Genomic DNA, 26,696 nt, shown 5'->3' with positions numbered 1-26,696 from the left:
GAACGAGGCATCGAGACGCTCGGTCCCATTCAGCATTCAGCACCCGGCGACGCACTCCCTCCATGTCCCCGCCTTCCCAGCGCATCCTGATTGTCCGCCCGAGTGCGCTGGGAGATGTCTGCCGCACCGTGCCGGCGCTGGCGTCTCTGCGGGCGGCGTACCCGCAGGCGGTGATCGACTGGGTGGTGCGCGACGCCTTCGTGGACGCCGTGCGAGGCCACCCGGCGGTGAACGAGATCATCCCCTTCCCGCGCAAGCGCTTCGCCCGGTGGTGGAAGTCGCCCAACGTGGCATTGGAAGCACGGCGGTGGTTCAGCGCGGTGCGGGCCCGACGCTATGACCTGGTCTTCGACCTGCAGGGGCTGACTCGCAGCGGGCTGATCACCGGGGCCACGCGCGCCCCGCGCCGCGTCGGCTGGCGCAGCGCCCGCGAGGGGGCGTGGCTCTTCTACAACCGACGCCACGAGGGGCCGACAAAGCGGCACATCGTGGATCAGATGCTCGAACTGCTGGAGCGCGAGCAGGTGAAGCCCATCCTGCATGATCTGCGGCTGTATGTGCCGCGCGATGTGGAGGCAACGTGGCCGGACGATCGCGCTGTGCTCGGACTGGATGAGAAACCGTACGTGGTTCTCGCGCCGACCAGCCGCTGGGTGACCAAGCGCTGGCCCGCCGACCGCTGGGCCGCGCTCGTTCCCGCGCTGCGCCAGCGGGGTTTCGAGCGATTCGCGATCATCGGCGCGCCGGACGAGCGTGAACAGGCGGCGCCGTTCTTCGACGCCGTCGCCGCGCTGTCGGAGGCGGCGGGGGAGGGCGTGATCGACCTCGTCGGGCGCACGTCCCTGGCGCAGACGCTGGCCGTGATCCGCGATTCGTCGCTGGTCATCGCCCACGACTCAGCGCCGCTGCACATGGCGGTCGGCTTCGACCGGCCCAGCGTCGGACTGTTCGGGCCGACCGACCCCGAGTTCGTCGGTCCGTACGGCTGGGAGCATGGGGTGGTGAACGCGCTGAGCCCCGCCGAGCGCCAGTCCATCAACTTCCGCGACAAGGGGCTGGGTGATGGCGTCATGCGGCGGATCGCGGTCGGGCAGGTGCTCGATCGGGTGGAGGCGGTGCGGAGGCCCCGCACACTGGTCGCAGTGGAACGAGTGGAATCGTGACGACGCCCGGCGCCCCTTCAATGACCCCGCCGCTGTACCTCGCCAGCGCCTCGCCCCGGCGGCGGAAGATGCTCGAGGATGCCGGCTTCAGCCCCATCGTGATCCACCCCGGTGTGGATGATGCTGAACTTTCGCCGCCCGCTTCCGCGACGCTCAAGCCCGAGCACTGGGTGATGGCGCTGGCCTCGCTCAAGGCCCGCGCGGCGCGCGACGGATTGCTGCGCGGCGGGGCCGCTGCCGGCACGATCCTCGCCGCCGACACCGTCTGCGTGGTCGATGGCCGCATCCTCGGCCAGCCGCGCGACGAAGCCCACGCCCGCGAGATGCTCAGGTTGATGCGAGGCCGCACGCACCGCACCATGACGGGCGTCTGTCTGCTGCCGGTGGCGGAGCCGCCCGGGTCGCCGACACCCGAGAGTCGGCAGGCGGGACGCCTGCCCCACAGGCATCCACCCCACTGGCGATTGCTTTTCGTGGATGTCGCCGAAGTGCATGTGGGCGACGTGCCCGATGCAGCCATCGAGCGCTACGTGCAATCAGGCGACTGGCGCGGCAAGGCGGGCGGCTACAACCTCAGCGAGCGCCTGGAGGCCGGGTGGCCCATCGAGTGCCGAGGCGACCCGGCCACGGTCATGGGGCTGCCCATGCGGCGACTGCTGCCTCTGCTGGCCCCTATCCTTGATCGGCGGCATGCCTCGCCCGCCGCCGCATCGCCATGACACCTTTCCTGGCAAGCCACGTTCCACCCGCGATCGCCGTGTTCGGCGGCGTGATCGTCATGCTCTCGGTGGCGTGGTACTGGCGTCGGCTGGATGCGCCGGACGTGCCCGAGACAAGGCGGCGCATCCGGCGTGCGTCGATGATCGTGATGCTCATCGCGACGCCGCTCTTCGTGTACGGAGCGGGCTTCGCCGACCACCGCGCCGACCCGCAGCGTTACGCCGTCATCTGGGCGGGCGCCATCTCGCTGCTGCTGCTGGTGATCTTCGCGGCGTTCATCGACATGCTCAACAATCTGCGCATCCACCGGGCCGACGCGGCCCGCGCCGGAGCCATGACGCGGGCGGCGCTGATCGACGCGGCCAGGCAGATCGCCGCCGCCCGCGCGGCTGCGGCGTCCGGCGGCGGTTCGGTGGACGCGCCGGCGGATGGTCCGGCGGAGTCGACTCCGCCCTCACCACCCCGGGAGCCGCGGTCATGACGGGGTTCGCCCGGTGAGCCGCTGGCTGCTGCCGCTCACGATTCCCGCGTCGTGGGCGTACCGCGCCGCCATCGCCTGGCGGAACCGACGTTATGACGCCGCCCGCGCCGCGCCGACAAGCGTGGGCATCGCCCGGATCGACCGACCCGTCATCTCCGTCGGCAACCTCACCGCGGGCGGCACGGGCAAGACGCCCCACGTCATGTGGATCGTCGAGCAACTGCTCGAATCGGGCCACAAGCCCGTCATCGCCATGCGCGGCTACAAGGCCCCGTCCGGCCGGCCCGGCGACGAGGAGCAGGAGTACCGCGACCGCTTCGACGACTCCGTTCCCGTGCTCGCGCAGCCCCGGCGCGCCCGGGCGCTGCGGGAGTTCTTCGCTCGCCATGAGAACACGACCTTTGACTGCGTCATCCTCGATGACGGCTTCCAGCATCGGCAGGTCGCCCGCGACCTCGACCTCGTGCTGATCGACGCCACGCAGCCGACGTTCACCGATCGACTGCTCCCCGCGGGGCGTCTGCGCGAGCCGCTCGCTTCGCTGCGACGCGCGGATGCGGTCATCGTCACGCGGGCTGCGGACATCGACCCCGTGATCGCCGGACGGATCGAAAGGCATCATGGCCGCCCGCCCCTGGCGTGGACGAATCACGGTTGGAGTGGACTGACCGTCCATGCCGCCGCAGGGGCCGATGACGTTCCGCTCGACTGGCTGCGGGGCAGACGCCTCGTCACCATGTTCGGCGTAGGCAACCCCAACCCGCTGCGCCAGGCGGCACGGCAGGCCGGCGCGGTCATCCTGCGCGATGTTCCCGTGGCGGACCATCAGTCCTATGACCGGCCGATGCTCGATCGCATCCGCCCGATGCTGACGGGGGCGGAGGGGCTGCTGATTTCCCCCAAGGACTGGGTGAAACTCCGCGAAGTGGTCACATCCTGGGCGTGGCCCATGCCGATCATCGTGCCCGTCGTGCGGCTCGCCGTGGTGGCGGGGGAGGCGGATCTCAAGCGGAGCATCCTGCAAGCGGCCGCCCGCCGCCATACAGTCACGCCAACCAGTGCGGATACATAGCACGGTTTCGGTCCTTCCGTGCTCCTGTTCTCCCGTCCTTCTCACCCATGTCCTCGCTTCTCACGCATCTCGCCCGTTACCGCCCTTTCCGGGCCATGGTGGTCGGCGATTTCATGCTCGATCAACACATCCACGGGGCGGCGGAACGGCTCAGCCCGGATGCGCCCGTGCCCGTGCTGCACGCCACGCGATTCGAGAACTCCGCGGGCGGCGCGGGCAACGTGGCGCGCTTTCTGTGCGCCCTCAAGGGTGAAGTCCTGTGCGTGGGGGTGACCGGGGGCGACGCCGAATCCGTCACGCTGCGCAAGGCCCTGACCGACACCGGCTGCGACGTGTCCGGGCTGCTCGCCGACCCCGCCCGGCCCACCACCATCAAGCGGTCGCTCATCGGCCTGGCGCAGCACCGCCACCCGCAGAAGATGTTCCGCGTGGATATCGAGTCGCGCGACCCGCTCGCGTCCGACATCGAGTCCCGCCTGTTCGATTTCGTCCGTCAGCGGCTCAACTCGGTCGATGTCATCTGCCTGGAGGACTACAACAAGGGCGTCTGCACGCTGGAACTCTGCCAGTCGCTCATCACGCTGGCGCGTCAGCGCGGCAAGCCGGTGCTGGTGGACCCCGCCGCCATCGACGACTACGCCAAGTATCGCGGCGCCACCGTCATCACGCCCAACCGGTCCGAGGCGGAGCTGGCCACCCATCTCGACACGCCGCTCGAAGCGACCGACGCCCACAACGAACTGATGGCGCGACTGCTGCTCGACTCGCTGGCGCTGGACGCGGTGGTGCTGACGCTGGATCGTCACGGCGCCATGCTGGCCCTGCCCGGCAGGCCCCCGCTGGCGATTCCCACCGTGGCCCGCAACGTCTACGACGTGACCGGCGCGGGCGACATGGTGCTCGCCGCGCTGGCCGGCGGCCTGGCCAACGGGTTCGACTGGCCTGACGCGGTGCGCTTCGCCAACGCCGCGGCGGGGCTGGAGGTGGAGGCCTTCGGCTCACAGGCGATCCCATTCTCCCGGGTTCACCGCTCGGTGATGCAGCAGTTGCGCGGACACAACGGCAAGGTGCGGACGATGGAAGACCTGCTCGTCGAGCTGGCCGTCCACCGCGAGGCGGGGGAGCGGATCGTCCTCACCAACGGCTGCTTCGACGTGATTCACGCCGGTCACGTCGACTACCTTCGAGAAGCCCGGCGGCAGGGCGACGTCCTCGTCGTGGCCGTCAACAGCGACGCCCAGGTGCAGGCCCTCAAGGGCCACGGACGCCCGGTCTACACCGAGCCGGAGCGACTGGCCATCCTCGGCGAGTTGAACTGCATCGACTACCTCGTGACGTTCGATGATCGCACCGCCCATCGCATGATCGAGACGATCCGTCCTGACATCTACGTGAAGGGAGGCGACTACCGCCCGCAGGATGTCGCCGAGTACGACCTGCTCAAGCCCATGATGGACCGGGGCGAGATCGAGTTCCGCACGCTCGCCCACCGACCCGGGTTGAGTTCGACCGAGGTGATCGCACGGTTCGTGCGGGCGTATGGCCCCGGAGAGACCGGACACCATTGAAACGCGGGAGGGCGCGGAGGTGGAGGCCGCGCCACGCTTCGGCCGTCGGCTGACAGCCACGCTGTTCACTTTCTGTCGATTGGGGTTGGACTTTCGCCGACAGCATGTAGAATCGACGGCACGTCGGTCGACACACGGGTCGATCGGCCACGACACGCCCGCGCCAAGGTCTCCGACGACGAGCGCGCCCATTCCAGCCACATGCTCCGACGCGTCTCCGCCCGGCACGGGCGGATTGATGTCATGCGCGGGGCACGAAACCACACGACCGCCTCGCAGGCGGCACAAGGGACATCATGGCCACTGAGCATCAGACGGTGAAGTCCGCCTCTTCCTCCGCCTCCGCGCCCGGCGCCGCGGGCCGCCGCGGCAAGAGCGAGCCCGGCGCAGGCGGGAATGGTTCGACGGATTCGGGGGGCGGGCTCGGCGGCGGCGCGGGAGGGCTGGTCGCCCGGGGCGGGCGCGGCGTAGCCCGCACCATCGGCCCCGTCTCGGACCTCGAACGTCACCTGCCCACCGAGTGGTGGAAGTCGCTCTTCACCTCGCTCTATCTCAAGACGGACGGCGACGTGGTGGAGAACGACGCCAACACCGTGCGCGAGATCGACCGTGTCATCAAGGCGGCGGGCATTGAACCCAATGACCGCGTTCTCGACCTCTGCTGCGGGCAGGGCCGGCACTCGCTCGAGCTTGCCCGCCGCGGGTTCCGTAACGTCGTCGGCGTGGACCGCTCGCGATACCTGGTGCGGCTGGCGCGCAAGCGGGCCAAGCACCTCAACCTGTCCGTGACGTTCCAGGAAGGCGACGCCCGCAAGTTCCGCCTGCCCGAAAGCAGCTTTCACAGCGTGCTGGTGATGGGCAACTCGTTCGGCTACTTCGAGCGGGCCGAGGATGACATCGCCGTACTGCGCTCCATCAAGCGCGTCCTCCAGTCGGGCGGCATGCTGGTGCTGGACCTGACCGACGGCGACTGGATGCGCGATCACTTCGAGAAGCGCTCGTGGGAATGGATCGACCAGAACCACTTCGTCTGCCGCGAGCGGTCGCTGAGCAGCGACGGGGAGCGGCTGATCTCGCGCGAGGTGGTGGTGCACGCGGAGCGCGGGGTGATCGCGGACCAGTTCTACGCCGAGCGGCTGTATTCGCACGCGCGCATCATCGCGCTGCTGGAGAGCGTGGGCTTTACGCAGGTGCGCGACCACGGACCGATGCTGACGGAGTCGGAGCGCAATCAGGATCTGGGCATGATGGCCCACCGGATGCTCATCACCGCCGAGGCCCCGGCCAAGCCGGTGCCGGCCGCCAAGGGCGGGCCGCTCTTCCCCAGGGTCACGGTGCTGATGGGCGACCCCACCATGCCCGACGCGGTGAAAGTGGGCGGCAAGTTCAACGCCGAGGACTTCGACACCATCGAGCGGCTGAAGCGGGCGCTGGCCGACCTGGGCGAGTACCAGTTCCGTTACCTGAACAATCACACCACGCTGCTGGCGGACCTGCGAGCCGATCCGCCGCCGTTCGTCCTGAACCTCTGCGACGAGGGGTATCGCAACAACCCCTCGCTCGAGCTTCACATCACCGCGTGGCTGGAGATGTTCAACATTCCGTACTCGGGGGCGGGGCCGATGTGCCTGGGGCTGTGCTACAACAAGTCGCTGGTGCGGGCCATCGCGGAGTCGCTGGACATTCCCGTGCCGCTGGAGACCTACGTGGACCCGGACGACCAGGGCGCCACGCTGCCTTCGGTCTTCCCCGCGCTGGTGAAGCCCAACACGGGCGACAGTTCGATCGGCATCACCAAGAACTCGGTGGTCTCCTCGCCTCGCGAACTGGTGCAGTACCTGCGAACGCTGCGCGAGCAGTTGCCCGATCGCGCGGTGCTGGTGCAGGAGTTCCTCTCAGGCACCGAGTACACCGTGGGCGTGGTGGGCAATCCGGGGCTGTCCATGCGGATTCTCCCGGTGATGGAAGTGGACTACTCCGGGCTTGACCCCGATCTGCCGAAGATTCTCGGCTACGAGAGCAAGTGGCACCCGGATTCGCCCTACTGGAGCCAGATCAAGTACATCCCGGCCCGTCTTGACGAGGACACGATGCGGCAGATGGTGGATCACTCGCTGCTGCTCTTCGAGCGGCTGCAGTGCCGCGATTACGCGCGGTTCGACTTCCGCGCCGACGCCAATGGCGTCCCCAAGCTGCTGGAGGTGAACCCCAACCCCGGCTGGTGCTGGGACGGCAAGCTCAACCTGATGGCCGAACTGGCCGGCCTGCGCTACGCCGACCTGTTGAAACTGATCCTGGAGGCGGCGCAGGAACGAATCGCCATGTCGAAGCGTCAGGCGGCGGCCGCGTCCGTCGCCGCTCCCGCCCTGTCGACCGCGGCGGTGTGAGTCGGCGCGGGCGTCGTCGAGCGGCTTCCTATCATGTCGCATGACGTCCGCCCTCGACGCCCCGCGCACCATGTCCCTCCGCGATGGCGGCTGGGTGCTGCTGGTCGCGGGCGGGCTGGTGGTCGTGCTGCTGATCTGGGGTCTCGCCGGAGCGCTGCTCGGCCGTGAGAAACCCCTCGGCGACGGCGTCAACCCCGCCACGTATGGCTTCGACCTGACCGACGCCATCATCCCGGTGCGCGACATCGTCGCCGCCGCCGAGCACCGCGAGGCCATCCGACCGCTCGATCACCCGGCCATGATTGACGTGGCCGAGGTCAACCGTCTCAACGCCGGGCGTCGGACCAAGTACCTTGTGCCGGGTGACCGCGTCATCGGCATCGTTCTTCACGGCGAGGCCCGCTGCTACCCCGTGCGCATGCTGGCGTGGCACGAGGTGGTCAACGACACCGTGGGCGGCGTTCCCATCGCCGTCACGTACAACGGGCTGTGCGACAGCATCGTGGTCTTCGACCGGCGCGGACTGGCGGCCGACGCGCACGTCAGCGGCGCAGGCGTCCCGCCTGTGATCCCTTCCTCTGAAGATCCCATCCTTCTCCTTCGCGCCAGCGGCCTGCTTCACAACGCCAACACCCTGCTTTACGCCGCCCTGGCAGCATCTGCCGCCGGTCCGGGCGAGTCCGCGGCTTCCGGAACTGAACCGGCTCACGGGGGCGTCCGCGGCGGCGAATCCCTCTGGTCGCAACTTCGCATGAAGGCCGTCACCGGACCCGCGGCACGCGATGCGCTCACCCTGCGACCTGTTCCCTTCACACTCGCCCGCTGGGCCGACTGGAGCGCGGCGTACCCGGACACGCTCGTCCTCACGAACCTGCCCGATCCCGCGCTGCAGAAGCGGTACAAGCAGCGCACGTACGGCGACTACTTCAGCTCCGACGCCCTCAAGCCGGAGTTTCCCGTGTCGCCGCTTCCGATGGACGGACGGCCGCTCAAGACCCGCGTGATCGTAATCCAGCCGACGGATGACCCCGCATCACGCCGCGTGCTGGCGCTCGACGACCTGCTGGCCGAGGCGACGCCCTCGTTCACAGGCGATCGCGTCACCGGCGGCGGTGGCGCGGTGACCATCATGCTGGATGGCGTGATGCTGACCCTTCGCGTCCATCCCGGTGAGCACGAGGAACCGCCCACCGTCTGGGTGACCGACGATCAGGGCCGGCCGCGCCTGATCGCCCATGCGTTCTGGTTCGGCTGGTTCGCGGCGTGGCCTGAGATGACGCTGGAGCGGCCTTCAGCGAGAAGATGATCTCACGAGCGGTGTTGGAGGAGACGCCCGATGGCCCGAGCGCGAAGCAAGCAGGGTGAAAAGAAAGCCGCCCAGAGCGGCAGACAACGGAGCGCGCCGCGCCGCAACGGCGGCGGTGGACTCGGCCGAGCCGGTTCTGTCGCGGGGCCGGCGATCTGTTTCACCGCGACACTTCTGCTTCCAAGGTCCGAGCGAGACACTGACGAACAGATTCAACCAGCGCCCGACTCGCGCCGACGGAAGCCGCCCGCGTGGTTGTTTCTGCTCCTGCCGAAAGAAGCCAGCGTCAAGCTCCCCTCGCGCGGTCAGGTGACGGTTCGCGGCATCCTCAACGCCATGCCGTTCCAGGCCACGCTCGAACCGGACGGCCAAGGCGGCCACTGGCTCAAGGTGGATGGGACAATCTGGCTACCATCCGCACACCCTCTCCCACCGGCAGAGGGCGGGGGTGAGGGTCCGCCCGTTCTTCAGCCCGGCGACGTGGTCACGCTGGAGATCGCGCCGGTGCCGCCGGATCGGGAGCCGGAGCCGAAGGCGCCGCCCGACCTGCGCCGGGCGCTCGCCGCCGCGCCGAAGAAGTCGCGTGAGACGTGGTCGGACATCACGCCCGTGGCCCGGCGGGACTGGATCGCGTGGATTGTCTCCGCCAAGCAGGAGGCGACCCGCGCCCGCCGCATCACCGCCGCGTGCGACATGCTCGCCAAGGGCAAGCGGCGACCGTGCTGCTTTGATCGGTCGGGGATGTATGGGAAGGGGATCAGCTGTCCGGTGGCGGAGCCGTTGTAATCGCGACGGTGCGGCGCAAGAATCGGCTGACATTGGATCGCCGACATCTCGTTAGAATCTCACCATGAACCTCCAACAAACCCTCGCCAAACTCGAATCGCTCGGCGATGAGAAACGCCGCGCCCACAACGCCAGGACCGGGCCGGACGGCGTGCCCGGCGCTCCGCCGGACAAGCAGTTCGGCTGCGCCACGGGCGACATCCGCGCCCTGGCCAAGAAGATCAAATCCAACCACGCCCTCGCGCTGGAACTCTGGAAGACCGGCAACCTCGATGCCCAGTTGCTCGCCATTCTGCTGATGAAGCCGAAGGAACTTGCGGCCGCGGACCTGGACCGGATGGTCCGCGAGGCGCGGTTCAACTGGGTGGCCGACTGGTTCAGCGCCTACATCCTCAAGGAGCAGCCCGACGACGTGAAGGAGGCGCTCCGCCAGAAATGGATGAAGGCCCCCCGGAAGGATGGCTGGGCGGCCCGCGCGGGGTGGAACCTCACCGCGTCGAGGATCAACAAGGCGGGTGCAGCGAACCCCGGCGCGAAGAGCAAAGCGAGCCGCGATCAAGGCAAAGTGAGCCGCGACCGTGAGGGAGCGGATGCCGGTGACAACGGGCTCGACCTGGAAGCCCTGCTCGACCGCATCGAGAAGGAAATGCCCGCCGCCCCGCCCGAGACCAAGTGGGCGATGAACAACACACTCGGCGCGATCGGCATCCATCATGCCAAACTCCGCAAGCGGGCCATTGCGATCGGCGAAAAGATCGGGCTGTACAAGGACTGGCCGATGTCCAAGGGCTGCACGATCCCGTACGTGCCGGTGTGGGTGGCGGAGATGGTGAAGCGGCAGGGGTGAGCGGAGCACACCCGCGCCTCACTCCCATCTCAGTCCACTCGCACGGTTCCGCTGTCGATCCAGCCCATGCCGTCCTCCGGGAACTCGGGTACGAGGCGGCGGATGTGGGCGGCCAGCGCGCCGGTGTGGTGCTGGACGTGGCGGATGTTGTAGATGTGCATCTCGGCGCGGCAGATGGGCGCGCCGAAGCCGCTCTCACCGGCCAGATCGTGCTCGCTCTCGCGCGCCAGCACGGCGCGGGCCTTGGCGATGCAGAAGTCAACGTACTCGACGGCGCGCGGCTGGGGCAGACCCCTTGGAAGCGTGCCCTTGGGCAGCGGCTGCCCGTATGGCAGGCCGCGACCTTCGAGCACGAACTCGTGCGACGTGAAGGCGGCCTGGTTCCGGCTCAGGTAGATGTCGGTGCAGTACAACGTGTGAAAGGCGACGAAGCGAGCCGTGTCGTTGGCCACCTTCTTGTCCCAGTGCTCCGGCGGGCACGAAGCGATGGCGTCCCTGAGCATGGAGAGAGCCGCTTCGTACTGGCCGAGGAGCACCTGATTGATGAGATGGGGCATGATGGCTTCTCGCGATGAGCAGGGGATGATCGAGGGTAGCCCCTTCAATCTGACGATGCCGGTGATGGCATGGATGGGTTCCTGGCGATATGCAGCAGCGTCACCGTGTGCCACATCCAGATCCACGCCACCGCGACGTAGAACCCGATCATCACCAACGGTGACGTTGAACCGGACGCGATGGCGGCGAAGGACGCAAAGAACCCGACGCCTGTCACCATCGAAGCCCAGAACAGCCCGTCGTCGTTCCGACGATGGAATCGACGGGCGAACACGAAGCAGGCGGCGATGAGTGCGTAGAAGCCGAGTGCGCCGAAGACAAAATGGAGCGTGCCGCACGCGCTGAGTCGATCGGCGGGTTCGGTTCCAGGCGGGAATCCTGGCGCAGGATCGGCTGGAAAGAGGCCGGCCCCGAGCAGGCCCACGCCGTAACAGAACAGGAGAATCGGTCCCCATGTTCCGCCGGGCTGGGATCGAATGGCGGCGCGGCATCCGATGGCGCCGGCCACCACCAAACCACCGCTCACCAGAAAGTTCAGCGTCTGAATCCAGCCGAACTCACCGTTGCTCAGCACGCTCAGAGCGTGACGGCGCAGGTCAAAGCCCTCGCGCGTGAGCGCCTGCGCCAGCCCGACGACGAGGTAGAACGGGCCGGCAAGAGCACCGAGCGAGAGCAGGAGCGAACGATTGCGGCGCGGCGGAAGGGCGTCTGGCATTGGCGTGGTGTCCGGCACGGTGATCACATCTCCCCGGCGAGGGCGACGAGCTGGTCGAGGGCCGCGCTCCAGCCGTGGTGAAAACCCATGTCCTCGTGCCTCTTCCGGGCTGCTTCGTCGGAGTGCATGGCGATCGCGGTGTAACGCGTGCCCGCGCCTTCCGGTTCGAGGAGGATCATGGCGGTCATGAACGGGGTGTTCGACGGTCGATAGCCCGGCCCGAGGGCGTCCGTCCACACGAGACGCCGCTCCCGGACGACTTCCAGAAAACACCCGACGCCCGGCGGCATCACCTTTCCATCAGGAGAGCGCATGGTGGTGCTGAACACGCCGCCCGGGCGCAGGTCGATCCGGCAATCGACCGTGGTCCACGGCTTGGGGGTGAACCAGCGCTTCAGGTGCTCCGGTTCGGTCCAGGCCTTCCAGACCAGTTCGGGCCGGACATCGACGAAGCGCTCCAGCACCAGATCGAGCGCGGGGTTGATTTCAGGGCGATGATTCATCATGCTTCTCCATGGTCTTCACGTAGGCGTCCAGCTGGTCGAGGCGCTGCTCCCAGATGGCGCGCTGCTGATCGAGCCACGCAGCCGCCTGCCGCAGGCGGCGCGGAACGATGCGCACCGTGCGCACGCGACCGCGTTTCCGGGATCGAACGAGGCCGCTCTGTTCGAGCACCTGCAGGTGGTCCATGAACGACGGCAGCGACATGCCGAACGGAGCCGCGAGTTCGCTCACGGTCGCGGGGCTCTGCCGCAATCGCTCCACGACGGCGCGTCGCGTGGCGTTGGACAGGGCGTGAAACGTGCGATCGAGCTGGCGGGTCATCGCGGCCATGGGCGGACCATAGCCGTCCCAAACAGTTAGGTCAATACCTAACTATTCAGAATCGGCCGGCGGCTGGTCGCATCGACCTCTTCCGCCAGCGGCATGGCTGGTCCGAACACCGGGGGCGTGCGATCACGTGCGGAGCATCAACTCGCCGACTCAGTTCAGGCGGGTCGCCGGGAAGCGACGGGGACGCCGAGTTGGCATGAGGGCCAGAACGTGGGCATAATCACCCATGCCCATTCACCCCGACATCCTCGCCTACAACAAGTCCCAGACCGGCGGGGCATCCGGCGACCGGCGCATCTGCGATGCGCTGGCGAGGATCATCGACGCCGCCCTCGCCCCGGTGCCGGGCGTGGAAAGCAAGATCTGGCACGCCCACCCGGTGTGGTTCATCGACGGCAACCCGATCGTCGGCTACAGCAAGCTCAAGAGCCCGCCGCCGAGGGGGTGCATTCGGTTGCTGTTCTGGAGCGGCCAGTCGTTCGATGAGCCGGGGCTGTCGCCGGAAGGCAGCTTCAAGGCCGCCGAGGCGCGGTACACGAGCGCGGATCAGGTCGCCGCCGCGGAGCGTGACCTGAAACGCTGGCTGGAGAAGTCGGTCGCCATCCAGTGGGACTACAAGAACATCGTGAAGCGCAAGGGGAAACTGGTGCGGCTGAAGGGGTGAGCCGCAAGCCGCCGGGTGCCAGGGCCGGTGGCGGGGGGCGGGGCCGCCGAATCCGGATTTCCTGATTGACACGCACGACCTCGTGGACGATGATGGCTTCCCGCGTCGTTGCCTCTCCCTCCCCGCAGGCATGGATCGCCATGAGGGACCGCCCAGCCACCCAGTCGCTCCCTGACGAATCGGCATCGCCCTTTGCGCCGGTCGGCCATGCGACGCGCCGCCGCTTTCTCGCCAGTGCGGCGACCGTGGCGTGCGCCTCCTTCGCGGCCCTGACCGGCTGCTCGCCCGCGCGATCACCTTCCACGGATACACGGCGCTCGACCGGGCCGACCGTCATCCGGCGGGACGACCCGCCCCCCGCGCCGCCCCGGCTGACCATCCCCACCGCCGAGCCGACCATCCGCGTGCGCGTGGCGTCGCTGCGCGGCGGGGAGACGACCAGCGTCCACTCATCCACCGGCTGGTTGCGGGTGCGCGAGCTGGGGTCGAAGCACCCGCCGCTCTTCATGCGCGGGCCGATCATCGTGGCCCGTCATGCTGACTCGTGGGCCATCGCGGATACGGGCGGCATCGGGCCGGTGGCGGGGGGGCTGGCCCCGGTCGAGTTCCTGCCGGATGCGGACGGTGCGTTTCTTTCCATCGGCGCCTCGCGTTATACAGGGTCGCTGGTGGCGGTGGCGACGGGCTCGCCCGCGACGGGTGAGGCGCCGGGGGCGCCGGGGATTGATCTGGTCAACCACTTGCCGCTGGAGATGTACCTGCCTGGCGTGCTGGCCAAGGAGCTCTACAGCCACTGGCATGCCGAGGCGTTCGCGTGCCAGGCCATCGCCGCCCGCAGTTTCGCCTGCATGGAAGCGCAGATGAACGCCCAGCGGCGGCACTTCGATGTCACCAACACGCAGCAATCACAGGCGTACGTGGGCATGACCTCGCTGGCCGTGGCCAACGACGCCGCGGCCCGCACGCGCGGGCAGGTGCTGGCGTGGCATGGCGACCTGGTGCCCGGCTACTACAGCAGTTGCTGCGGCGGGGTGGCTGGCAACGCCATCGACATGATCGGCCCCAACCCGATCAACGACATCGCGCCCCTGCGCTCCCGCGATCAGCCCAACGCCTGCATCAGCGCGCCGGTGTACCGCTGGACCATCGAGCGGCCCGCGGACGATGTCTCCCGCCGCCTGCGCGCCTGGGGCGCGGCGGCCAACGACGCCGCCATGCGTCAACTCGGCGAAGTCGCCGCCATCACCATCGCGCAGACCAACGCGCACGGTCGGCCCACGCTCTTCCACGTGCGCGACCGCGGCAGTGGGGGGGTGATCGACCTGCCCGCCCGGCGGCTGCGCGAGGCGGTGGACTTCGCCGCCCCCGGCGCGCCCGCCGTGCCCCTGGCCATGCGCTCGGCGTTTGTCAGCGTCGAGACCATCGGCCGACTGCTCCTCTTCCACGGCCGGGGCTTCGGGCACGGCGTGGGCATGTGCCAGCACTGCGCCCAGCAACTGGCGACGCGCGGCGTGAGCCATACGGCGATGCTGGGCGAGTTCTATCCGGGGGCGCAGATCACGCAGGGGTATGCATGAATGCCGCACCGCGTTCATCGTGACCCAGTGTCCGCAACCAGGCCCGCTTTCGCGCGTAGGGTCTGCATCCGCGACAGGGCTTCGATGCGGGCTCGATTGCCGTTGACGATGGGCTCTCCGAGCAACCTGGCCCACTCATGCATCTCCGACGGAGTCACGATGGCGTCAAGCGACGTCCAAAAATGACTTGCCCACTCATCGTACCCTTCAGTCGTCATCAAGTTCAGGGCGTCACTCACCATTGCCTCGAGGTGCTGATCGAGATCGTCCAGTGTCGACCGGACCTCTCGCTCACTGAGCCGATCAACTTCCGCGACGAGACGCGCTGGATCGCCGGCGAAGGCCGTGTACGGCAGGCGGCCCATGCTTTCCGCCAGGAACTTGAGTCGCGGGATGAGCGCTATCGCACGCGACTGCCTCAACAGTGCGCCGGTCGTCATACCTCGATATGCTCGAAGTGCCCCTTCGTATCCACACGGATCAACATCATTCAGGCGTTCGATGGCGCGCAGCAGATGTGCCCGCGATCCAGCGGCAATATCATCCGCCTTCAACGCGGCCTCAACTAGCGGCGCGGTGGACTGGAGAATCGAGTCCCCGACTCGACTGGCCTCAAGCAGGTACTCCTGCTTCAGATGCGCGATCATGGTCAGTGCGGCGCCGAGAAAACGACACTGCAGGTCGAAATCGCCCCTCGCCGCCTGTTCCGCGGCGCCCACGCGCAGGATCATCGCACAGTCCCGCATCCCGTCAGCCCAATCGACGTACGGCCACGGACCGTCCCGTGCTCGATCACGCGGCGGGACGAACTCACAACGCTCGATGTCCGCCGCCTCAAGCAGCAGATCGATCACGGGTCTGATTGCCTGAGCCACGACGGATTGACGTTCCCTCACAGTTCCCGCCGCCTGCGATTGATCTGATTCTGCGATCACCTCCCAGACTTCCGTCGGGATTCGCCGGCGCAATGCAATGGCCTTACGGTACCAGATTGCGGCGTTGCGAAGCGAGTTACGACCGGGCGCGCCTGCCGCGGCGAGTTGAAGTTCGGCACGCGTGACGTCGATATCCGACATCACCCGTGCTACAACATCCATGAGGTTCATGCGCACGCAGGCCGCAGTCGCCAGGGGGCCATAGGCCCCCGCAGCGATGTCGTCAATGACACGCTGAAACGCAGCACTCGCCAGACCGGGGTCGCTCAATCGACTGGCTTCAGCCAGACTGGACATGGCGGCTGCATATCGCTGAATGCCGATGTCGATCTCCGCGGGAGTCATCGCCGCCAGATGGACGGCAATTTCTGGATCCCCCTGTCCAAGGCGTTTTTCCGCAATCGTGCGCAGCATCTCCGAGTGACTCCCGTCATCCAGGTTCATTTCGGTCATCCACTCGATGCTGCGATCTCGCTCCATTTCGAGGGCGCCGCCAAGATCCGTCAGCGATGATTTCGCCACCTGATCAAGCGTGGCAAGAAGTGCATCGTACTCGACCTGCTCAAGTGCCCCGGTTCCCAGGGCTCCACTTCGTGTCAGTTCCAGGGCCGAGCCGAGATGAGACAGCCCGACAAGCGTCCCTTGGAGTGACCCGTCGCTCCCGGGGTGTGTCGTGAATCGAAGCAGGGCCTGAAGATCCTTGGCCACACCCTCCGTCGCGCCCGTGTGCAACCGCCATGTCAGGTCCATCCGAACCGCAACAAATACGTCGCGCATGACCAGAGCATGGGCCGACAACCGCGAGTCCGCGATTCCCGCCGTGGTGTCAAACTCGGGTGCGTCGCCTCGCATCACCTGCCGAAAAAGCGACATAACCGGCTCGAGAGCCGAGATCGCCCGTTGAGCCGCGGCAGGATCAACACGCTCTGGAGTGCTGTCCAGATACTGTTCCTCAGTCCACGCGCGACTTGCCTCTCGGTACAGCTCAGACGCACGTTTCAGCAGACGCGCCGCCTGATTGTCGCCGCCATCGTACCGGGTGACTGTCTGCCCTAGCGCAGGACTCGAAATCACCACGATCCAGAACACTCCCCCAAGTACGCAACTCCATGTCGACGGACGCGGTGTCATGTGTCATCCTCCTGCATCAAGGCACAACGAACGATGCGACCCACCTCAAGGCGATGACCTGCCCCCATTTCCTGTACCAGGCCCTATGAGAGTCTGAGGGTGAGGATAGGGGTTGAGGGGATCGACGCTGGCCGGGCCGGAGGGCGGGGCGCAGCCCCGACCGGCGGACCGGCCAGCGTCGCCGCGAACGTCGCCGGGGGAACGTACCCCAGCGAGGAGTGCGGCCGGTGATGGTTGTACTCGTTCTTCCACGATGACGCCAGCGCCCTGGCGTCACGCACATCAGTGAACACTTCTGCGTTGAGCAGCTCATCCCGCAGGCGGCCGTGGAAGCTCTCGGCGTAGCCGTTCTCCCACGGGCTGCCGGGGGCGATGTATACGTTCTCCACGCCCGTCACGTCCGCCAGGCGGCGGATCGTCCGCGCGATGAACTCCGGGCCGTTGTCGCTGCGGATGTGATCCGGAATGCCGCGCGTGGTGAACAGGCCAATCAGAACATCCGCCACGCCGCCCGCCGTCATCGAGCGGTTCACCTCCAGCGCCAGGCACTCACGCGTGAACTCATCCACCACGCTCAGCCACTTCAAGGCCCGCCCGCGCTCATCGGTGTCGTGGATGAAGTCGATGGCCCACACGTGATCCTTGCGTTCCGGGCGACGCCGCAGGATCCCGTGGTCGCTGTGGCCCAGCCGACGCCGCTTGTGCTGCTTTCCAGGCACTTTGAGGCCCTCCTGTCTCCACAGACGGTGCACCCGCTTGCGGTTCACACGCCATCCCTCCAGCCGAAGCATCCCCCAGATCATCCGGCAGCCCCGACGCGGATGACGCCGCACCAGCTCGTGCATGCGGCGGACCAGGGACTCATCGCCGTCCCGCGGGATCGCCGCGTACCGCTGCGTCGAACGCGGCTGGTTCAGCACGCGGCAGACCCGACGCTCGCTCACGCGAGGATCGGTCGGCTGCAGTGTCGCCCGCACGTGCGTCACGACGCACTTCCTGCCCGAGGGGCTCGATGCTTTCCCAGGTAGTCGTTGGCCTCCTGCAGGATCTGGTTGTCCAGCGTCAGATCGGCCACGGCCTTCTTCAGCCGCGCGTTCTCGATCTCCAGTTCCTTCAGACGTCGGGCCTCCTCCGACTTCATCCCGCCATACTGGTTCCGCCAGCGGTTGAAGGTCTGTTCGCTCACGCCCAGATGCTGAATGACCTGGGCGATGGAGCGGCCCGCCGCCAGCATGGCGTCCGCCTCACGCAGCTTCGTCACGATCTGTTCCGCCGAATGCCTTGTCCGCTTCATCTTCGAGAGTCTCCAGGGCCAACCCGTGGCCCATCGGGACTCTCATAAGACCTGGATCAGTTTTTGGGGGGCAGGTCACTTGGGATGCTATCGTAGTAATGCCCCTGAGCCATGGCCAACATGTGACCTCGCGCGGCGTATGCCGTGCGGCAATACTGGGTGAGTTCAACCCGATTGGGCGGTTGAGGAAGGGGCATCCGTGTTGCCAGACGACGAATCGGCGCGTGACGGCGTGCGTTCACACCCCAATCACGCGCTCATACAGCGCCAGGTACTCCTGGGCGCAGCGCCGCCAGGTGAAACGAGCCGCTCGCTCGCGGCCGCGCTCGATGGCGGCGCGGCGGGCGTCGGCATCAAGAATCAGCGTCGCCATGGCGCGGGCCAGGGCCTCGGTGTCGTCGGGGGGCACCAGCGTCGCCGCATCGCCCAGCACCTCGGGCAGCGAGGCGGCGTTGCTGGCCACCACCGGCACGCCCGCCGCCATGGCCTCCAGCGGCGGAAGCCCGAAGCCCTCGTAGCGCGAGGGAAACGCGAAGACCGTGCTGGCGCGGAGCAGTGACTGCCGCGTCGCCTCGTCGAGGTAGTCGGTGAAGATCACCTGGCCATTCAGATGCAGCTCCCGAGCCGCGGATTCCGCCTGCGGATAGCGCGGGTCACGCCGTCCGGCGATGACCAGCGTCACCTCGCCGCCCACCATCTCGCGCAGACGCCCGAAGGCGCGCACCAGGGCGTCAAGGTTCTTATATGGATCATGCCGGCCTATGTAAGAAATGATCACTCCCCGCGCGCCGAACCGCTCGCGGAAGCGTCGGCCGTCATCTCCCGCTGGCGGAAGGGCCACGCCATTGTGGATGCGCGTGATGCTCGACGCAGCAACGTCCGCGTACTCGATGAGTTCCCGTCGCGAGAAGTCGCTCACCGTGATGATCGCATCCGCCCGACGATATTGCAGGCGACACCACGTCCGCCAGAGCGGGGCGAACTGCACCTTGCGCGATTTCGCCAGCCCTCCGGAGCAGCGCTCAGGAATCAGGTCGTGAACCGTGATGACGATCTTCATGCCGCCGCTCCGCCACAGCGGTGCATACACGTATGGCGAGTGGAAGAGCGCCGCGCCCAGCGAGCGCAGCAGTCGCGGCAGCCGCCACTGACTGCGCAGCGACGTGGGCGAGATGGGGAAGCCGACGTGCTCCAGCCACGCGGCCCGCGACAGCCCGCCGACCGCCTCGTCGATCAGGTCCGAACGCCCCCCGAGCGCGATGATGGGTTGATCCGGGCCGATCTCCGCCAGCCCGGTCAGCAGCCCGAGCGTCGATCGGCCGATGCCGGACATCTCGTCGTTGATCCAGCGGGCGTCGAGGACGATGGTCATCGCGACATCCTATGAAGGATGTCGGTTGGCGGTGATTGGTTCGAGGATGTGCTCGATACCGTGGCGACGCCGCGCCTCGCCATTGAACGCCCTGTCCCATTGTGGACGCCGCCGGGCATACCTCACGGCGAACGACGCACGCCCAGCGGAAGCGTCGAACCGGCGGAACGAGAGACGATTCGGCGAGGATGGGCCGTGTTGCCGCGATCTTCCGGATGTGCCTGGGCTACCCGAGGAACTGCAATCCCGCGTGGTACTCGCCCTGCACGGGGTGTTCGCTGGCCCACTTCACCGAGAAAACGCGATTCACGTCCACGCCATCGGGCAGAATGGAGATGGCCACACCGGTCAGTCCTGACAGGATCGGCAGCGTGCCGGCGATGCGCAGCCCATCCTCGCTCTGATCCACCAGCCGGAAGCGAATGCGCTGCCCCAGATTGTGGTTCCAGGAGAGGATGATCTCCTTGGAGCAGGGCACGCGGGCGACATCACGTCGTTCACCGGTCGCGGCGTTGGCGGCGCTTCGATTGATGGCGGTTCGCAGCATGGCCTTCTCCTGTCCCACAGGAATCGGCCAATCGACGGGGCGACATCGGTCGTGATTTGATCGAGCGATGCATCCGGCGCCGCGGGGCGGGGATACCTTGCGGTTCGATGCAGCGCGAGGAGTTATCGGCATTCGCAGAAGAACCGCGTCCTGATGGTTGCGGCTCGCTCGAAGTTCGCGATTCACGAGTTCAGGTGGTCGCGGCGTGCATCTTGCGACATGGAGAGGCGCGTGACGAGGGTTCTCAACCCGCGGGTGGAGTCGTCATGCGATAGGGCGCGGGCACATCCTCGATGCCCACCCGTCGCAGTTCCAGATCCTTCAGCAGCCCGTCGCGGATGTCGTAGATCCAGCCGTGGATGGCGAGCGATTGACCACGCGCCCAGGCGTTCTGCACGATGGTGGTCTGACTGACGCGGGCCAGCTGCGCCCGCACGTTGAGCTCGCAGAGACGGTTGACGCGGACCTCGAAGGGCTCGATGGCGTCGAGTTCATCGACGTGGCGCATGCGCACGTCGCGCACCAACCGGAGCCAGTTGTCGATCAGCCCGAGCTGGTTGGGCATGAGCGCCGCCGCCACGCCGCCGCATCCGTAGTGTCCGCACACGATGATGTGCTCCACCTTGAGCACCTCCACCGCGTACTGCAGCACGGCCAGGCAGTTGAGATCGGTGTGCGACACCACGTTGGCCACGTTGCGGTGGACGAAGAGTTCGCCGGGGTCGAGCCCCACGATCTCGTTGGCGGGCACGCGGCTGTCGGCGCAGCCGATCCACAGGTATCGCGGGGCCTGCTGGGCGGCCAGACGCGCAAAGAAGCCCGGATCCTGCTGGGTCCGCGCGGCGGCCCAGCGACGGTTGTTCTCGAACAGGTTGGCGAGCGTGTGCGACATCGGGGGATCGTACCCCGCTGCACCCGATCAGGGGTCAACCCAATCGCAACGCCACCGCCGAGGCGATCGACCGGCGCAGGGCGTCGTCACGGACCGGGTCGAAACGCGGTGCGGCGTCCCAGTCGTAGGACCAGATGGGCTTCGTGCGCAGGTGTTCCGGCTCGTCGGCGTCGCGGGGAACGATGTGGGCGTGCAGGGCCGGTTCGAGGTTGCCGAGCATTTCGTAGTTGATCCGCAGCGCGCCGGTGACTTCCAGGATCGCATCACCCGCCAGCGCCATGTCGCGCAGGAATGTTGCGCGTGCTTCGCCCGTGAGCGCATTGAGGTGAGGGACCACCGGGTCGGGCAGCAGCAGGCAGTAGCCGGGCCTCACCTGCCTCTCGCCCATGATGAGCCAGCCGGAATGCATCCGGCAGACCAGCGACGGATGCGTTCCCGCGCGGGCGGACTCGACGAATCGGTGGATGGCGGTGGTCATCGTTCGCTGCTCTCACTCCCCGCGCCCCCGGAACATCTTTCGCACGTCGAAGATGAACCACACGAACACCGCCAGCGCGCCGGGGCCGAGCACGATCACCGCAATCCACGTGCCGAGTTCCATGTCACTTCCTCCCGACCATCTGGCCCAGCGCGAAACCGAGGCACGACATCGGCAAGGCGGCGATGGCGGCGTACTCCCGCCACAGCTGCACGCCGCCCACCGTCCACGACCACGACTCGTACTCATCATCGTACGAGCCGTTGAAGCGAACCAGCACGTGGAAGACGATGAACGTCAGCAGCCCCAGCGATGAACTGAGCAGCCCCGCGGCGCGGCGGGGCTTCAGCCAGATCGCCCCCATCACCGGGACGAACACCACCGACGCCAGCGCGCCGGACATGAACACCCACGCATCGGTGATTCGGTCGAAGGCCAGCGACGCCGCCACCGCCACCAGCATCACGCCGAAGATGCCGATGCGGGTGGCGATGACCAGCGCGCGGTCCGACAGCGGTCGCGGCCACAGCGGGCGGGCGATGTCGTAGACCACGTTGCCGCTGGCCAGCAGGGAGTAGGAATCCACGCTCGACATCGCCGCCGCCAGCACCCCGCCGATGAACAGGCCTTTCAATCCCAGCGGCAGCGTCTGCAGGCACACAGCCACCAGGGCGTGCTTACCTTCCAGGTCGCCGTCGAGCAGCCCCTGCTCCGCGGCGGAGCGGGCGATCAGGCCGATCATCGTGACACCCCAGTCGTACGAGGCCCACAGCACGATGCCCACCAGCAGGGCGCGGATGATCGAGCGGTGGTCCCTGGCCGCGAAGATGCGCTGGTAGAACGCCGGCTCCACGAACACCGTGAGCGCGCCGATGGTCCACGCGATGATGATGCCCGGGCGCAGCCCGCCGGTCGCCGTCAGGTGCTGCCGCACGCCGGTGACGTCATCCACGGGCAGGTGCTGAGTGAACTCCCATCCGCCGACCCAGTTGAGAGCGACAGGGATCGCCACCGCCATCGACACGCACATGAGCACGAACTGCACGGTGTCGGAGATGGCATCGGCCCACAACCCGCCCATGACGGTGTAGACCACGCACACGCCGACCGAGAGGGCCAGCGCCACCACCGGATCCCACCCCAGCAGGGTGAACATGACGGTCATGCCCGCCAGCGCGGTGATGGGCAGCGAATAGATGAAGCACGCCGCCGCCCCGACGATGCGGGTGGGCAGGCCGTAGTGCTTCTCCAGCAGGTCGGGCAGGGTCATCAGCCCGCCCATCTTCTTGAGCCGCCCCGCCAGCAGGATGGCCGCCAGGATGATGGCGATGTAGTACGGGCGGTTGAGCCACGTCCACGCCACCACGCCGTAGTAGTACGCCGACTCGCTGGTGCCGAAGGTCACATCCAGCTCGTAGTAGGTGCTGACGAGCGTGCAGATGAGGATGGGCGTGGTGAGCATGCCCCCGGCGAGAAAGTAGTCCTTGAACCCCCTGATGCGCGTGGAGAGGTACGCGCCTAATCCCATCATGGCCAGCACGTAGCCGACGATGATGCCCCAGTCGATGCCGTGCAGGTTGGCGTTCACGGCGGAGAGGATACCCGGAAGGGCCATGAACGGGGGTTCCGCGCGTCAGGCGCGGCGAGAAAGGTCTGCCGGAATCAGCCCGCGCGATCGGGGCGTCTGCTCCTCAGTGCGACTCGAGCAGGCGCATCGCCTCCTGCACGTCCTTGTCGCCTCGCCCGGAGAGGTTGATGATGATTGATTCGTCGCGCCCCATGCGAGGCGCGCGGCGAATCGCCTCCGCGACCGCGTGCGCCGTCTCCAGCGCGGGGATGATGCCCTCCAGCCGCGCCAGCAGTTGAAACGCCTGCAGCGCCTCGCCGTCGGTCACGCTGGTGTACTCGACGCGGCCGGTGTCCTTCCACCACGAATGCTCGGGGCCGACGCCGGGGTAATCCAGTCCCGCCGAGCAGGAGTGAACGTCCGCCGTCTGCCCGAACTCGTCCTGCAGCACGTAACTGAGCGAGCCGTGCAGCACGCCGGGCGAGCCGAAGGAGAGCGGCGCGGCGTGATCGCCGGGCCTGGCGGATCGTCCGCCCGCCTCGACGCCGATCAGCCGCACGCGGGCGTTGTCGACGAACGGGAAGAAGATGCCCGCCGCGTTGGAGCCGCCGCCCACGCAGGCGATGATGGTGAGGGGGCGGCTTCCTCCCTCTCCCTCTGGAAGAGGGCCGGGGTGAGGGTGCCTTGCTCCCTCTCTCCCAAGGGGAGAAGGGGGCAGGGCCCTCCACTGCTCCCGCGCCTCGCGCCCGATCACGCTCTGGAAGTCGCGCACGATCATGGGAAACGGGTGCGGTCCGACCACTGAACCGAGGATGTAGTGCGTGCTCTGAACGCTGCCCATCCAGTCGCGCATGGCCTCGTTGGTGGCGTCCTTGAGCGTGCGTGAACCGCTTTCCACCACGTTCACCTTCGCACCCAGCAGTTTCATGCGGAAGACGTTGAGCGATTGTCTTCGCACGTCCTCCGCGCCCATGTAGACTTCGCACGACAGCCCGAAGTGGGCGCAGGCGGTGGCGGTGGCCACGCCGTGCTGACCCGCGCCGGTCTCGGCGATGACGCGCCGCTTGCCCATGCGCCGCGTCAGCAGGGCCTGACCCATGGTGTTGTTGATCTTGTGCGCCCCGGTGTGGGCCAGATCCTCGCGCTTCAGGTAGATTCGAGCCCCGCCGCAGTGCTCGGTCAGCCGGGAGGCGAACGTGAGGGGCGTGGGGCGACCCACGAAACGCGTGAGCAGGTCATCCAGTTCGCGCGCGAATGCGGGATCGTTCTTCGCCCGTTCGTACTCGCTCGCCAGTTCATCCAGCGCGGCGACGAGCGTCTCGGGCACGTACCGGCCGCCATACGGGCCGAAGCGACCGGCGGCGTCGGGAACGATCGACAATGAAGCAGCGGAGGCCATCCCCGGAGTGTAGGTCGCCGGTCCGGCGCGCATGGGTGGCGCGATGCGCCGCGTCGCGCGGCTCACCGCCGCCGCACGGAGTCATCGGATTCGATCAAACCATCCTTCAGCCGCACGATGCGCTCGCAGCGTTCGGCCACCTTGGGGTCGTGCGTGACCATGATGATCGTCAGTCCGCGCCGGTGCAGGTCATCGATCAGATCGAGAATCTGGTTTCCGGTGGAGGAGTCGAGGTTGCCCGTGGGCTCATCCGCCATCAGGATCAGCGGGTCGGTGACGAGTGCGCGGGCCACCGCCACACGCTGCTGCTGACCGCCAGAAAGTTCGCGGGGCCGGTGATCGAGCCGGTCGCCCAAGCCGACTTCGCCCAGTTTGGCCACCGCCCGCCGATGCCGCTCGCGGGGCGAGACGCCCTGGTAGAACAGCGGCACCTCCACGTTGCCCACGGTGGTCAGTTCACTGATCAGGTTGAACGCCTGAAAGATGAAGCCGATCTTGCGTCCGCGCACGCGCGAGAGTTCGGTGTCGTCCATGCGGGCCACGTCCTTGCCGTCCAGCAGAAACTGGCCTTCGGTGGGGCGGTCGAGGCAGCCCAGCACGTTCATCATGGTGGACTTGCCCGAGCCGGAGGCCCCCATGATGGCCACGTACTGCCCCTTGGGGATGCTCAGGTCGATGCCTCGCAGGGCCTCCACCAGCACCGATCCGTCGGGCTTGTAGTAGATCTTCTTGACGCCGACCAGTTGCGCCACGGGGGCCTCGGCGCGCGGAGGCGTCGTGTGGGCGGCGTGCGCCGTGGGGCCGGATCCGGGGGCGGGGGCGAGCGTGGTCATGGACGGTCGATTGTACCCGCGGAGAGAAGGGCGGTTCCCGATGGCGTGGGCCAGGCGTACGGGTGCGGATTCGACCGTCGCCATAACCCGATTCACCGAGAACCAGGAACCGGTCCGGACCCTCTGATCCTCTCACGAAATCGGCCGGTACACCTCGACGATGAGCGTGTCATCCGTCGCTGCGCCGAAGCGGTGGTGGTCGATGGCCCGCAGGATCGCCGACGCCCAGCGGCCTCGGTCGTCGGCGTCCGGCGAGGCGGTGGCGATGATGCGCTGCAGCCCGTCGATGCGCAGACGCGAACCGTCCTGCGCAGCGGCGTCCATGGCGCCGTCGGTGTAGGCGATGACGGTGTCGCCCGGCCCCAGGCGCAGGTGTTGCTCACCGGGGTCGAACACGTCGTCGCCCACCACGCCCAGCAGGGGCGAGGTGGACTCCAGCCGCTCGATGCGTCCACCAGCGTCGCGCCGGAAGGCCGGTGGATGCCCGGCGTTGGCCCACTCCACCAGGTCGCGGGCGGCGTCGAACCGCATCACCAGCGCGGTGGCGTAGACCGAGTGCTTGGAGAGCGTGAGATGGACATAGCGGTTGAGCGCGGCCAGCACCTCGCCGGGTGAAATGTCCGGGCGCTCGGCGAAGAGACGCTCGAGCTCGCCGTACAGCCGGTTGACGGTGAGGGCGGCGGCCACCCCGTGCCCGGTGACGTCCAGCACCACCACGCTGAGCGCCCCGGGCCGCCCGTTCTCGCCCGGCGAGGCGGCGGCGTAGAGATAGTCGCCCCCGATGGCGCGCATCGGCTGGTAGCAGTAATGGAAGCGGATCGGACCCTCGCGCAGCGGCTGGGGAAACAGGGCCTCGTGCATCCGACGGGCGTCGACCATCTCTCGCTGCATTTCACCGTGCCGCGCCCGCAGCATGCGCAGATGGAAGCGGTCGCGGAAGCGGCTGTGCCGCCACCAGCTCACCAGCGCGCCTGGCACGCCGACCAGGGGCGAGAGCAGGATGAAGAGAATGCGGCCGGCCCATCCCCCGCCCTGAATGGCCAGCGCGGTGACGGCGCAGACCAGCAGCAGCGGGATCAGCGGACGGATGGCCTCGCGCCATGTCCAGGGGATGAAGAGCGAGGCCACGAAGTGGGTGAAGAACACGCTCCCCAGCGCCTGAAAACGGCGCACCCAGTGGAGCCACTCCTCCACGCGCTGCGATGGCACATCGGTCACGGTGACGGATTGGAACGGCGTGGTCAGCACGCCGATCGACCCGATGATCACCGTGAGCCAGAACACCAGGCGCAGCAGCGTCTCGCGCCGCATGGGCCGGCGGAGCACGAAGAAGTACGCCCCGGCGAGCAGGATGACCTGAGGCACGCCGTTGGCGGCGTTCAGCGCCAGGTTGCGTCCGGAATCCGCCGACTGACTCTCGGACAGCACCGTGGCGAAGGTGGCGATCGTCAGCCCCAGCGCCTGCAGCGAGCCCAGCACCGCGCAGTACCACAGGAAGCGCTTGCGCAGCCAGCGGGTGCGCTCGGCCTCGTACTCCTCCCGGAAGTCCATGGTGACGGTGCGGCTCATG

Annotated in this window: 24 protein-coding genes and 1 pseudogene; 11 read left to right on the top strand and 14 right to left on the bottom strand. The window is 67.6% G+C overall.

What is annotated here, in order from left to right; all coding sequences use genetic code 11:
* Nucleotides 1-62 precede the first annotated feature (62 nt).
* From waaC to HRU76_03710, 9 genes are all read left to right on the top strand, one after another.
* Nucleotides 63-1,163 carry a lipopolysaccharide heptosyltransferase I gene (gene waaC / locus HRU76_03750; protein ID QOJ16751.1) on the top strand — a complete coding sequence of 367 codons (1,101 nt, stop codon included), beginning with the start codon at nt 63-65 and terminating at the stop codon, nt 1,161-1,163.
* Entirely contained in the window at nt 1,160-1,882 is a 723-nt protein-coding gene (locus HRU76_03745) for a Maf family protein (GenBank protein ID QOJ16750.1), read from the top strand. Before waaC ends, HRU76_03745 begins: the two co-directional genes overlap by 4 nt.
* Nucleotides 1,879-2,364, top strand: a complete 486-nt coding sequence (locus HRU76_03740) for a hypothetical protein (GenBank protein ID QOJ16749.1) — start codon at nt 1,879-1,881, stop codon at nt 2,362-2,364. Before HRU76_03745 ends, HRU76_03740 begins: the two co-directional genes overlap by 4 nt.
* 13 nt (nt 2,365-2,377) lie before the next feature.
* A complete protein-coding gene (gene lpxK, locus HRU76_03735; protein QOJ16748.1) occupies nt 2,378-3,436 on the top strand; it encodes a tetraacyldisaccharide 4'-kinase in 1,059 nt (352 codons plus the stop codon).
* 47 nt (nt 3,437-3,483) lie between these two features.
* Nucleotides 3,484-5,004: a bifunctional heptose 7-phosphate kinase/heptose 1-phosphate adenyltransferase gene (locus tag HRU76_03730; protein QOJ16747.1), complete on the top strand. Its 1,521-nt coding sequence runs from the start codon at nt 3,484-3,486 to the stop codon at nt 5,002-5,004.
* 296 nt (nt 5,005-5,300) lie between these two features.
* A complete protein-coding gene (locus HRU76_03725) occupies nt 5,301-7,391 on the top strand; it encodes a methyltransferase domain-containing protein (protein QOJ16746.1) in 2,091 nt (696 codons plus the stop codon).
* A gap of 40 nt (nt 7,392-7,431) precedes the next feature.
* On the top strand, nt 7,432-8,697 hold the full coding sequence (locus HRU76_03720) for a DUF3179 domain-containing protein (protein ID QOJ16745.1): 1,266 nt from the start codon (nt 7,432-7,434) through the stop codon (nt 8,695-8,697).
* 30 nt (nt 8,698-8,727) lie between these two features.
* On the top strand, nt 8,728-9,483 hold the full coding sequence (locus HRU76_03715; protein ID QOJ16744.1) for a DUF1905 domain-containing protein: 756 nt from the start codon (nt 8,728-8,730) through the stop codon (nt 9,481-9,483).
* A gap of 64 nt (nt 9,484-9,547) precedes the next feature.
* Entirely contained in the window at nt 9,548-10,330 is a 783-nt protein-coding gene (locus tag HRU76_03710; protein ID QOJ16743.1) for a DNA alkylation repair protein, read from the top strand.
* 29 nt (nt 10,331-10,359) lie between these two features.
* Here HRU76_03710 and HRU76_03705 read toward each other — a convergent pair whose 3' ends face one another.
* Genes HRU76_03705 through HRU76_03690 form a run of 4 tightly spaced genes read right to left on the bottom strand, consistent with a single transcriptional unit; the run spans nt 10,360 to nt 12,428 of the window.
* Nucleotides 10,360-10,887, bottom strand: coding sequence for a DinB family protein (locus tag HRU76_03705; protein ID QOJ16742.1), 528 nt, complete (start codon nt 10,885-10,887; stop codon nt 10,360-10,362).
* A gap of 44 nt (nt 10,888-10,931) precedes the next feature.
* Nucleotides 10,932-11,603, bottom strand: coding sequence for a DUF998 domain-containing protein (locus HRU76_03700; protein ID QOJ16741.1), 672 nt, complete (start codon nt 11,601-11,603; stop codon nt 10,932-10,934).
* Between the two features lie 23 nt (nt 11,604-11,626).
* Nucleotides 11,627-12,106 (bottom strand): SRPBCC family protein, encoded by a 480-nt coding sequence (locus HRU76_03695; protein ID QOJ19084.1) that lies wholly within the window; start codon nt 12,104-12,106, stop codon nt 11,627-11,629.
* Nucleotides 12,090-12,428, bottom strand: coding sequence for a helix-turn-helix transcriptional regulator (locus HRU76_03690; protein ID QOJ19083.1), 339 nt, complete (start codon nt 12,426-12,428; stop codon nt 12,090-12,092). The genes HRU76_03695 and HRU76_03690 overlap by 17 nt, the downstream gene beginning before the upstream one ends.
* A 241-nt stretch (nt 12,429-12,669) precedes the next feature.
* Between HRU76_03690 and HRU76_03685 the strand changes: the two genes are divergently transcribed.
* Both HRU76_03685 and HRU76_03680 read left to right on the top strand, forming a co-directional pair.
* A complete protein-coding gene (locus HRU76_03685; GenBank protein ID QOJ19082.1) occupies nt 12,670-13,101 on the top strand; it encodes a DUF1801 domain-containing protein in 432 nt (143 codons plus the stop codon).
* 140 nt (nt 13,102-13,241) lie between these two features.
* Complete coding sequence (locus HRU76_03680; GenBank protein ID QOJ16740.1) at nt 13,242-14,678, top strand: SpoIID/LytB domain-containing protein; 1,437 nt, start codon at nt 13,242-13,244, stop codon at nt 14,676-14,678.
* Nucleotides 14,679-14,692: 14 nt separating this feature from the next.
* Here HRU76_03680 and HRU76_03675 read toward each other — a convergent pair whose 3' ends face one another.
* The 10 genes and pseudogenes from HRU76_03675 to HRU76_03630 form a co-directional block, all read right to left on the bottom strand.
* Entirely contained in the window at nt 14,693-16,744 is a 2,052-nt protein-coding gene (locus HRU76_03675) for a hypothetical protein (protein QOJ16739.1), read from the bottom strand.
* Between the two features lie 83 nt (nt 16,745-16,827).
* Nucleotides 16,828-18,038, bottom strand: a pseudogene (locus HRU76_03670) (IS3 family transposase).
* A gap of 238 nt (nt 18,039-18,276) precedes the next feature.
* Nucleotides 18,277-19,410: a glycosyltransferase family 4 protein gene (locus tag HRU76_03665; GenBank protein ID QOJ16738.1), complete on the bottom strand. Its 1,134-nt coding sequence runs from the start codon at nt 19,408-19,410 to the stop codon at nt 18,277-18,279.
* A gap of 226 nt (nt 19,411-19,636) precedes the next feature.
* Complete coding sequence (locus HRU76_03660) at nt 19,637-19,957, bottom strand: hypothetical protein (GenBank protein QOJ16737.1); 321 nt, start codon at nt 19,955-19,957, stop codon at nt 19,637-19,639.
* A gap of 244 nt (nt 19,958-20,201) precedes the next feature.
* Nucleotides 20,202-20,849, bottom strand: a complete 648-nt coding sequence (gene can / locus HRU76_03655; GenBank protein QOJ16736.1) for a carbonate dehydratase — start codon at nt 20,847-20,849, stop codon at nt 20,202-20,204.
* Between the two features lie 34 nt (nt 20,850-20,883).
* Nucleotides 20,884-21,327, bottom strand: a complete 444-nt coding sequence (locus HRU76_03650; GenBank protein QOJ16735.1) for a hypothetical protein — start codon at nt 21,325-21,327, stop codon at nt 20,884-20,886.
* Between the two features lie 124 nt (nt 21,328-21,451).
* A complete protein-coding gene (locus HRU76_03645) occupies nt 21,452-22,942 on the bottom strand; it encodes a sodium:solute symporter family protein (protein ID QOJ16734.1) in 1,491 nt (496 codons plus the stop codon).
* Between the two features lie 76 nt (nt 22,943-23,018).
* A complete protein-coding gene (locus tag HRU76_03640; protein QOJ16733.1) occupies nt 23,019-24,293 on the bottom strand; it encodes a tryptophan synthase subunit beta in 1,275 nt (424 codons plus the stop codon).
* A 62-nt stretch (nt 24,294-24,355) separates the two neighbouring features.
* A complete protein-coding gene (locus tag HRU76_03635; GenBank protein QOJ19081.1) occupies nt 24,356-25,045 on the bottom strand; it encodes an ABC transporter ATP-binding protein in 690 nt (229 codons plus the stop codon).
* Between the two features lie 213 nt (nt 25,046-25,258).
* The gene (locus tag HRU76_03630) at nt 25,259-26,695 is read right to left on the bottom strand and encodes a serine/threonine-protein phosphatase (protein QOJ16732.1); all 1,437 of its coding nucleotides are present in this window, start codon (nt 26,693-26,695) and stop codon (nt 25,259-25,261) included.
* Between the last annotated feature and the right edge of the window lies 1 nt (nt 26,696).

The organism is Phycisphaeraceae bacterium (assembly GCA_015709595.1).
Taxonomy (GTDB): Bacteria; Planctomycetota; Phycisphaerae; order Phycisphaerales; family SM1A02; genus CAADGA01.
This window is presented reverse-complemented; position numbering and strand designations above follow the sequence as displayed.

Excerpts from the sequence above, each read along its gene's own strand:
- HRU76_03715 (QOJ16744.1), top strand. The coding sequence starts at position 8,728 with ATGGCCCGAGCGCGAAGCAAGCAGGGTGAAAAGAAAGCCGCCCAGAGC.
- HRU76_03710 (QOJ16743.1), top strand. The coding sequence starts at position 9,548 with ATGAACCTCCAACAAACCCTCGCCAAACTCGAATCGCTCGGCGATGAG.
- HRU76_03695 (QOJ19084.1), bottom strand. The coding sequence starts at position 12,106 with ATGAATCATCGCCCTGAAATCAACCCCGCGCTCGATCTGGTGCTGGAG.
- waaC (QOJ16751.1), top strand. The coding sequence starts at position 63 with ATGTCCCCGCCTTCCCAGCGCATCCTGATTGTCCGCCCGAGTGCGCTG.
- HRU76_03660 (QOJ16737.1), bottom strand. The coding sequence starts at position 19,957 with ATGCTGCGAACCGCCATCAATCGAAGCGCCGCCAACGCCGCGACCGGT.
- can (QOJ16736.1), bottom strand. The coding sequence starts at position 20,849 with ATGTCGCACACGCTCGCCAACCTGTTCGAGAACAACCGTCGCTGGGCC.
- HRU76_03645 (QOJ16734.1), bottom strand. The coding sequence starts at position 22,942 with ATGGCCCTTCCGGGTATCCTCTCCGCCGTGAACGCCAACCTGCACGGC.
- HRU76_03720 (QOJ16745.1), top strand. The coding sequence starts at position 7,432 with ATGACGTCCGCCCTCGACGCCCCGCGCACCATGTCCCTCCGCGATGGC.
- HRU76_03630 (QOJ16732.1), bottom strand. The coding sequence starts at position 26,695 with ATGAGCCGCACCGTCACCATGGACTTCCGGGAGGAGTACGAGGCCGAG.
- HRU76_03730 (QOJ16747.1), top strand. The coding sequence starts at position 3,484 with ATGTCCTCGCTTCTCACGCATCTCGCCCGTTACCGCCCTTTCCGGGCC.
- HRU76_03680 (QOJ16740.1), top strand. The coding sequence starts at position 13,242 with ATGAGGGACCGCCCAGCCACCCAGTCGCTCCCTGACGAATCGGCATCG.
- HRU76_03725 (QOJ16746.1), top strand. The coding sequence starts at position 5,301 with ATGGCCACTGAGCATCAGACGGTGAAGTCCGCCTCTTCCTCCGCCTCC.
- HRU76_03700 (QOJ16741.1), bottom strand. The coding sequence starts at position 11,603 with ATGCCAGACGCCCTTCCGCCGCGCCGCAATCGTTCGCTCCTGCTCTCG.
- HRU76_03665 (QOJ16738.1), bottom strand. The coding sequence starts at position 19,410 with ATGACCATCGTCCTCGACGCCCGCTGGATCAACGACGAGATGTCCGGC.
- HRU76_03740 (QOJ16749.1), top strand. The coding sequence starts at position 1,879 with ATGACACCTTTCCTGGCAAGCCACGTTCCACCCGCGATCGCCGTGTTC.
- HRU76_03640 (QOJ16733.1), bottom strand. The coding sequence starts at position 24,293 with ATGGCCTCCGCTGCTTCATTGTCGATCGTTCCCGACGCCGCCGGTCGC.
- HRU76_03675 (QOJ16739.1), bottom strand. The coding sequence starts at position 16,744 with ATGACACCGCGTCCGTCGACATGGAGTTGCGTACTTGGGGGAGTGTTC.
- HRU76_03690 (QOJ19083.1), bottom strand. The coding sequence starts at position 12,428 with ATGACCCGCCAGCTCGATCGCACGTTTCACGCCCTGTCCAACGCCACG.
- HRU76_03705 (QOJ16742.1), bottom strand. The coding sequence starts at position 10,887 with ATGCCCCATCTCATCAATCAGGTGCTCCTCGGCCAGTACGAAGCGGCT.
- HRU76_03650 (QOJ16735.1), bottom strand. The coding sequence starts at position 21,327 with ATGACCACCGCCATCCACCGATTCGTCGAGTCCGCCCGCGCGGGAACG.